Annotated in this window: 1 pseudogene; it reads right to left on the bottom strand. The window is 78.7% G+C overall.

The annotated features are described in order from the left end of the window. Nucleotides 1-530 (bottom strand): annotated as a pseudogene (locus D3D02_RS18885) (hypothetical protein); the annotation flags it as partial.

Genomic DNA, 530 nt, shown 5'->3' with positions numbered 1-530 from the left:
GGCGACGCGGCGCCACGGCTCGGCGAGCCGCGAACGCGGTCGGTCCGGCGACACCGGGCCGCCGTCGACGACCCGCGTCGCCTCCGCCTCCAGTGTCGCCTCGACCCGGTGGCTCGCCCGCAGGATCGATTCGAGGTCGTCGTGGACGCGGGTCGCGGCGCGGTCGGCCGCGTGACCGACCTCGACCGTGGCGGTCTCGCCGGTCGCCTCCCCGCCCGGGTCGAAGGCGGCGTCCTCGCTCGCCGCCGCGTCGCCGGTCGAGGCCGCGGACTCTCCCTCCCCGTCCCCGGTCGGCGTCGGCGCCCCGAGGACCGCGTCGGTCCAGGCGGCCTCGCGGACGCCCGTCGGCGCCAGCAGGTCGGTCACGCCGGTCCGGGCGGGCGCGCGGGCGACGCCGCCGCGCGCGTCGGGGTCGCTGGTTCCGAACACGTCCCGCTGGACGCGGACGATGCCGGCGTTCGTCGACAGCTCGACGTGGCGGTTCGCGACGACGTTCTCGACGGGGGCGCCGGCGTACTGGCCGTATCCGC

Origin of the sequence: Halobellus sp. Atlit-38R (assembly GCF_003665925.1) — an archaeon.
Taxonomy (GTDB): domain Archaea; phylum Halobacteriota; class Halobacteria; order Halobacteriales; family Haloferacaceae; genus Haloquadratum; species Haloquadratum inordinatus.
Note: the sequence above shows the minus strand (reverse complement) of the source record. Positions and strands in the feature narration are given on the sequence as shown.